The organism is Burkholderia sp. DN3021 (genome assembly GCF_049805555.1).
GTDB lineage: Bacteria > Pseudomonadota > Gammaproteobacteria > Burkholderiales > Burkholderiaceae > Burkholderia > Burkholderia pyrrocinia_C.
The window spans coordinates 1-1,008 of sequence record NZ_JBNCAB010000243.1 but is presented as its reverse complement, the minus strand read 5'-3'; the positions used below and the strand labels follow the sequence as shown (position 1 = coordinate 1,008).

The 1,008-nt window shown below is 71.4% G+C and carries 1 protein-coding gene and 1 pseudogene; both read right to left on the bottom strand.

Annotated elements, in window-relative coordinates; genetic code table 11:
• Positions 1-701 (bottom strand): annotated as a pseudogene (locus ACPUER_RS36870) (hypothetical protein); the annotation flags it as partial.
• A 25-nt stretch (positions 702-726) separates the two neighbouring features.
• Positions 727-1,008, bottom strand: a 282-nt coding sequence (locus ACPUER_RS36865; protein WP_425133593.1) for a hypothetical protein, incomplete at its 5' end; no start/stop codon positions are given.

Genomic DNA, 1,008 nt, shown 5'->3' with positions numbered 1-1,008 from the left:
GCCGTGCGAACCGCCCGGGCGACGCTGCGAACCGCCGCGCGCCGGACCTGCGACGCGGCGCGCGCGACGGCCGGCAGCGCCCGGCGCACCAACATGCCGGCCAGCACGGGCGCCGCGGCGTCGATGCCGTCCTCGTCGAGGCCGTCGATCATCTCGTCGAACACCTCGAACTCGTCGGCGCCGTCGGCCAGCAGGCGGCCGGCGACGTTGGCGATGCGGCCGATCATCTGCGCCTGCGGAATCGGAATCATGCTGGCGAGCGGTCCGACCACGCGCGCCGCGCTGCCGATGCCGCGCCCGACGCTGCGCGCAACGCGCGCCAGCCGGCGAAAGAATTCGTCGCCGTCGGCCGCGTCGAGCGCGTCGGCGACGAGATCGTCCATCGCGTCGAGCTCGTCGGCGCCATCCCATTCGCCGGCCGCGTCGAACTCGTCGCCTTCGTCCGCTTCGTCGGCAAACTCGAATCCGTCGCCTTCGTCGTATTCGTCGAACCCGGCGCCGCCGCCCGCGAGACCGGCGACGACATTGCCGATCCCGCCCAACACCCGGCTGAGGAATTCGTCATCGCCCTCGTCGCCATAGTCGCCCTCGTCGAAACCGTCTTCGTCGAACTCGTCGTAGGCTTGCGCCGAAGCGCGGGCCGGACCTTCTGCGGCTTCGTACATCAGGTCGTCCATTGCATCCGTTTCGAATCGGTCCATGGTGTGCTCCTTTCAGCGCCAAGCGTCAGTGAGAGGTGATCGTCAGCGTGACCGGGCCGTCGATATGGAAACTTCGGCTCCGGCCGATGCGGGCGCTCCGCAACCCGTGTCCCATGTGCGCGGGACACACGAGCGGGCGCGGGGCGCCCTGCTGGACCGCGCTGCGGATCAGGCGCGGATTCTGTGCGAGCTGCCGGGCGGCGCGCGGCAGTTCGCGGCGGACGAGCCGCACGGCTTGCTGCGGCGTCGGCAGCCGACGTTGCGCTGCCGCGGCCGCGGCATGCGTCAGGCGCGGCAACGCGCGCAC